The organism is Streptomyces sp. NPDC058534, from assembly GCF_042717365.1.
Classification (GTDB): Bacteria; Actinomycetota; Actinomycetes; order Streptomycetales; family Streptomycetaceae; genus Streptomyces.
The window spans coordinates 16,827-22,519 of the sequence record NZ_JBHXNW010000016.1; the positions used below are offsets into that span (position 1 = coordinate 16,827).

Annotated in this window: 6 protein-coding genes; 2 read left to right on the plus strand and 4 right to left on the minus strand. The window is 70.9% G+C overall.

The annotated features are described in order from the left end of the window. Positions 1-91 precede the first annotated feature (91 nt). Positions 92-775: a 3-oxoacyl-[acyl-carrier-protein] synthase III C-terminal domain-containing protein gene (locus ACFWR9_RS12570; protein ID WP_383839770.1), complete on the plus strand. Its 684-nt coding sequence runs from the start codon at positions 92-94 to the stop codon at positions 773-775. A 50-nt stretch (positions 776-825) separates the two neighbouring features. On the opposite strand, the gene ACFWR9_RS12575 is transcribed toward ACFWR9_RS12570, so the two are convergent. The 4 genes from ACFWR9_RS12575 to ACFWR9_RS12590 all read right to left on the minus strand — a co-directional run bounded on the left by ACFWR9_RS12575 (position 826) and on the right by ACFWR9_RS12590 (position 4,418). Next, positions 826-1,656 (minus strand): BTAD domain-containing putative transcriptional regulator, encoded by an 831-nt coding sequence (locus ACFWR9_RS12575; protein ID WP_383839774.1) that lies wholly within the window; start codon positions 1,654-1,656, stop codon positions 826-828. A 208-nt stretch (positions 1,657-1,864) separates the two neighbouring features. Then, complete coding sequence (locus ACFWR9_RS12580; RefSeq protein ID WP_329471171.1) at positions 1,865-2,314, minus strand: MarR family transcriptional regulator; 450 nt, start codon at positions 2,312-2,314, stop codon at positions 1,865-1,867. A 92-nt stretch (positions 2,315-2,406) separates the two neighbouring features. Beyond that, positions 2,407-2,838 carry a hotdog fold thioesterase gene (locus ACFWR9_RS12585; RefSeq protein ID WP_307012724.1) on the minus strand — a complete coding sequence of 144 codons (432 nt, stop codon included), beginning with the start codon at positions 2,836-2,838 and terminating at the stop codon, positions 2,407-2,409. An 11-nt stretch (positions 2,839-2,849) separates the two neighbouring features. Continuing rightward, complete coding sequence (locus ACFWR9_RS12590; RefSeq protein WP_383839779.1) at positions 2,850-4,418, minus strand: MFS transporter; 1,569 nt, start codon at positions 4,416-4,418, stop codon at positions 2,850-2,852. Between the two features lie 187 nt (positions 4,419-4,605). On the opposite strand from ACFWR9_RS12590, the gene ACFWR9_RS12595 reads away from it, so the two are divergent. Next, a complete protein-coding gene (locus ACFWR9_RS12595; protein WP_383839782.1) occupies positions 4,606-5,562 on the plus strand; it encodes an aldo/keto reductase in 957 nt (318 codons plus the stop codon). Positions 5,563-5,693 lie beyond the last annotated feature (131 nt).

The window sequence follows — 5,693 nt, forward strand, 5'->3', positions numbered from 1 at the left end:
GGGGGTTTGTTTAGCGGGGGCTGTCGGCGGGTTTGTGGGGGGGGGGGGGCGGCTCATGTGGGGGTGGGGGTTGCGGGGGGGGGGGGGGCCGGTGCCCCGGCCCCCCCCCCGGCTCTTCGTCGAACCCGGCCTCGGGCACGCCCTGATCACCACCGCCGACGCCTTCCTGGAGCCCGGCTTCGACCGCTGGAGCGGGGACTACGGCATCGGGTACGGCGACGGGGCCACCGCCCTCGTCCTGCACCACCTGCCGGGGAGCGAGGGCGGCCGGCCGGCCGATCTGATCCTGCACTCCGTCGCCACGGTCGCCGCGCCCCGGCTGGAGCGCATGCACCGCGGCGACGACCCGTTCGGCCCGGCCGCCCGCTCGCTCGGACCGAAGGTGGACATCCGCCGGACCAAGAAGGCGTTCCTCCAGGCGGAGGGCATGGAGGCGTTCACCGGGACGAGCGCCGCGTCGCTGCGGTCGGCGGTGGAGTCGTGCCTCGTGGGCGCGGGGCTGTCCGCGACGGGCGACGCGCCGCTGCGTTACGTGGTGGCGCCGCGGCTCGGCCGCAAGACCATCGACCTGGCCTACGCGCCAGTGCTGACCAAGCTCACCGGGGCACAACTGCTGCGGCCCGGCGACGACACCGGACACCTGGGAGCCGGTGACGCCGCGGCCAGCCTCGCGGAGCTGCGCACCGGGCGGCTGCTGGGCCCCGGCGAGTACGCGCTGGTGGTGAGCGCGGGTGCCGGGTTCACCTGGTCCTGCCTGCTGGTCAGTGGGACCTGAGCGGACCACGCGAAGGCGCTCGGGTCAGTAGGCCGCCCGAGGCCCCGGCGTCAGGCTGTCATCATGCTGCCCATGCTCCAGCGGTCCTGCGGCCGTACGACGGTGGTTCGCCCGGCCGACCTGCGCCGGTGCGTGTCGAGTGACGGCTCGCCGCGCAGGATGTCCTGCTCCATCTGGACCAGGAACGGCGAGGGCTCCAGGCCCAGCTCCTCCACCAGCCGGGCCCGCAGCCGCCGCATCACCGCGAGCGACTCCGCTCGCCGGCCACAGCGGTAGAGCGCGAGCATCAGGTGCCGGTGGAAGTTCTCGTGGAGCGGGTGGCGGGCGGTGAGCTCGGTGATTTCGGGAACCAGGGTGTGATGGGCGCCGCGCTGGAGGTCGGCGTAGATCCGGTGCTCCAGCGTGCACAGGAGGGACTCGTCCAGGTGGACGATCCGGGCACCGAGCAGTTCCCCGGCCTCCACGTTGACGAGTGCCGGGCCGCGCCACAGCGCTACGGCCTGGTGGAGCAGGTCGGAGCCCTCGACGAATTCGCCGCGCTGGACCGCGGCGTTTCCGGCGGCGGTCAGCATCTCGTACTCGGTGATGTCGAGCGCGACCCCCCGAGCGGACAGCACATAACTGCCGCCCTCGGTGACGAGGATTTCTTCGGCGATTTCGTTGGCGCTCTTGTTGAGGGCTTCCGCGATGGTACGGCGGACCTGCCCGATATATGTCTGAATCGTTGCGGTGGCAGTACGAGGCGGACTGTCGCCCCACAACTCCTGCACCAGCGCATTGATTGATATCGCACTGTCTGCATTGACAGCAAGCAAAGCAAGCAGACGACGCGGCTTGGGCGCCAGCACGATCGGCGCCAGGTCATCGCCGAATATCGTCATCGGCCCCAGGACATGAATCTGCACCATTCCCCCTTATTGGTACATCCATCCCGCTCTGCAGCGGAATGTTCTCAACCCTCGCCCCCCGTACCGATGCGGCCTGGCACGGGTCGCCAGGCCACTCTAGCAGGAAAAAGAAAGCCACGTTGAATTTCGTCGGCGGACGAAATCAACGTGGTCTTTCCGTACTTTGACTTATCCCGAGGGGTTATTTAAGTGAACCCAGAACGGCGATGGTCCGTTCCAGGTACTCCTCGAACCGCGCCCTTTCCTCGGGCGTGAATTCGGCGCCCAGCGAAGCCTCGACGCGAAGGGCCGCCTTGTCGGCCTGCTTCGCGATGGCACGGCCCGCCCGGGTCGCCCGGTTGACCACGACCTTCTGATGCAGCTCCGAAGGTTCGCGGAAGACCAGGTCGGCCTTCTCCAGGTTGGTCAGAACCGTCGCCATCGTCTGTGGCGTGACCATGCACTCGCGCGCGAGCTGGGCCGCGGACATGCCGTCCGAGACCGACAGCAACAGCAGGACCGAGTACTGGGGCACCGTCAGGCCGAACTCTCGCAGCACGTCGGTCTTGCGCCCGATCAGAGCCTGCTCGGCCCGCTTGATCGTGTGCCCGAGTCGGCCTGCGGCGACCGTCTCCGTCGTCGTCTTCGCCATATCAATAGTCTTGCATACGGCAGAAGGCGAAGCAGTAGTCGTGCGTTGTCTTGGCCGGGCCGACGGACCGCCGTGCCCCGGGCCGCGTACGGTCACCGGATCGTCCGGCGCCTGGCCGGCGGGATCGCACAGGTCAGCCGGGCGGTGCAGGTGCGCCGGCCCCGCTCGTCACGGATGACGATCTCGTACGTGGCGGTGTGCGTGCCCACGTGCAGCGGCCGGCACTCACCGGTGACCCGGCCCGACCGTGCCCCGCCGTGGTGGGTGCACGACAGCTCCTGCCCGACGATGATCCGGTCGGCGCCCGCGTGCGTCCAGGCCGCGAGCGACCCGAGCGTCTCGGCCAGCACGGCGTTGGCCCCGCCGTGCAGCAGGCCGATCGGCTGGCGGTTGCCCGCCACCGGCATGGTGCCGATCACCAGGTCCGGCTCGCAGACCTCGATCTCGATGCCGAGGCGCTCCACCAACTGCTCGTCGGCGTAGGGGGACAGGACCTCGACGGGTCCGAGGGCGGTCTGTGTCATGACCCGCCCCCTCAGCGCGCGGAAGCGGGCTCGGGCGACGCCGCCGCGGACGGCTCGCCGACGGCTTCGTCCGCCGCGTCGGCCGACGGCTTGCCGCCCTTCAGCAGGCTGCCGACGACCACGGCGGTGACCGCGCAGGCCGCCGCGACGACCCACATGGTGGTGTGCAGGCCGGCGGCGTAGGCGTCGGCCATCGCGGTCACCGCCCGGTCCCGGACCTCACCCGCGGGCAGGGTCTCGGCGGCCTCGGTGAGACCGCCCTGGAGGGCGCGCGAGGTCAGCGCGTCGGCACCGCCCTGATAGGCGGAGGCCGCGTCGTTGTCGAGGGCGCTCTTGGTCAGCGCGGTGACGAGAGCGCCGAGACCGGCCATGGAGACCGCGTCCGAGGTCAGCCGCACCGTGTTGAACATGCCCGCGGCCATGCCCATCCGCTCCGGCTCGACGGCCGACACGGCCGCGCCGTCCAGGATGCCCAGTGAGATGCCGTAACCGATGCCCAGGAAGAGCAGCGGGCCGGCCAGCGCGACGGCCGAGGCCCCCGGCTCGGCCATGGTCAGCCAGGCGGCGCCGACGGCGGAGAAGGCGAGCAGCACGACGAACAGGGCGCGCTGCGAGACCTTCTGCGCGAGTACGCCGGTAATGGCGGGCATCACCAGGGAGGGTCCGGTCAGCAGCAGCAGGACCAGGCCGATCCGGACGGCCGACAGGCCGCTCGTGGAGGTCAGGTACGGCGGCAGCACGATGACGAGCGCGACGAAGCTGAACGCCAGCACCAGTGGCACCAGGCAGACGGCGAGGAACTGCGGGCGGGCGAAGAGGCCCAGGTCGAACATCGGGTTCTCGGAGCGGCGCTCCACCCTCACGAAGGCCGCGAGCAGGACCAGGCAGCCGGCGGCCGAGGCGAGCACGATCGGGTCGGTCCAGCCGCGGCCCGGCCCCTCCACCAGGGCGAGGACGAACAGGGCGATGCCGAGGCCGAAGAGGAAGGTGCCCGCCCAGTCGAAGCGGGTTCCGCGGTTCGGTTCCGTACGGGGCAGCAGCGGCGTGCTCAGCAGGACGAGTACGGCGACCCCGGCGAGTACGAGGAACACCGAGCGCCAGCCCCACAGGTTGACCAGGACGCCGCCGAACATCGGGCCGAAGGCGAGACCCGCGCCCAGGAAGGTGCCGAACAGTCCGAACGCCTTCGCCCGGGCGGGGCCGTCGAAGGCCTGGGCCACGATCGCGGTGATGGAGGCGAGTGCCGCACCGCTGCCGAAACCGGAGATGGCGCGTGAGACGTCGAGCAGCAGGATGTTGTTGGAGAGGCCGGAGACGGCCATCCAGAACGCGAAGAAGGCCATGCCCCAGGTGAACATCCTGCGGTGGCCCACGCGGTCCGCGAGCGAGCCCATCGCCGCGAGGCTGCTGGACGCGGTCAGCATGTAGCCGTCGACCACCCACTGGGCAGCGGCGAGGGAGCTGTGCAGGTCGGCGCCGATGTCGGGTACGGCCACGGACGGGCCGGTCACCACCAAGGTCATCAGCGGGCCGACGACGCACGCCGCGGCGAGTGTCGCCCGCGGGTTGCCGGTGGACACGGTGAATCACCCCTGTTCTGTTCTATGTCGTTGACAGTCATGTGTAAGAACTCTGGCATAGAGTAGTGGCCTGACTATAGAACATGTCAATGCCGTATGGCAGAGTTCTGCATGAAGGCGAGGGCCTGTCACAGGAATCGAGCGGACAGGACTCCACGGGCACTACGGGAGAGAGGTGCGCACCAACATGCGCAGGATCCAACTGGGCGGCTCACAGAGGTCTTTCGCGGCCGTCGGCATCGGCTGCATGGGCATGTCGTGGGGGTACGACGAGCTGGGCCGGGACGAGAGCGAGTCCATCGCGGTCATCCGGCACGCGCTCGACCTCGGCGCCGACCTGGTCGACACGGCCGACCAGTACGGCCCGTTCACCAACGAACTGCTGGTCGGCAAGGCGCTGCGGGGCCGTCGCGACGACGCGCTGCTCGCCACCAAGGGCGGGCTCGTCGTGGACGACCCGGCCACCTACAAGAGTCACCGGGACGGCCGGCCGGAGTATCTGCGCGCCGCCGTCGACGCGAGCCTGCGGAGGCTCGGCGTGGACCGCATCGACCTGTACCAGCTGCACCGCATCGACCCGGAGGTGCCGGTCGAGGAGAGCTGGGGCGCGCTCGCGGAGCTGGTGAAGGAGGGCAAGCTCGGCACGATCGGGCTCTCCGAGGCGTCGGTGGAGGAGGTCGGCCGGGCGCACGCGGTCCACCCGGTCGCCTCCGTGCAGAGCGAGCTGTCGCTGTGGAGCCGGGAGGCCCTGAAGGACGGCGTGGTGGAGTACTGCGGGCGCGAGGGCATCGCGTTCATCGCGTTCGCCCCGCTCGGCCGCGGCTTCCTGTCCGGCCGGATCAACAGCCCACAGGACCTGCCGAAGGTCGACGGCCGGCACCGGATCCCGCGGTTCCAGCCCGACGCCATCAGCGCCAACCAGGCCATCGTCGACCGGATGCGGCTCCTCGCCGACGGCCTGGGGGCGACCGTCGCCCAGGTGGCGATCGCCTGGGTGCTGGCCCAGGGCGAGCACGTGGGCGTCATCCCGGGCACCAAGACCCGCCGCTACCTGGAGGACAACGTGAAGGCCGGGTCCCTCACCCTGCCGCCCGAGGCCCTCGCCGAACTCGCCGCCCTGCCGGAGGCGGTGGGCGCCCGCTGACACCCCTCCGCGGCGCGGTGCCGAAGGGGCGCCGCGGGCGTGGCGCCCCCGCGTGGCCCGCCCCCGACGAAACCCGCGGGGGGCGCGGGCCCGGCCAAAAGGTGGGCCGGGCACTCCCGCCGCCCCATGGC

Coding starts and splice junctions, on each gene's coding strand:
- ACFWR9_RS12580 (WP_329471171.1), bottom strand. CDS start 2,314: ATGGCGAAGACGACGACGGAGACGGTCGCCGCAGGCCGACTCGGGCAC.
- ACFWR9_RS12585 (WP_307012724.1), bottom strand. CDS start 2,838: ATGACACAGACCGCCCTCGGACCCGTCGAGGTCCTGTCCCCCTACGCC.
- ACFWR9_RS12595 (WP_383839782.1), top strand. CDS start 4,606: ATGCGCAGGATCCAACTGGGCGGCTCACAGAGGTCTTTCGCGGCCGTC.
- ACFWR9_RS12575 (WP_383839774.1), bottom strand. CDS start 1,656: ATGACGATATTCGGCGATGACCTGGCGCCGATCGTGCTGGCGCCCAAG.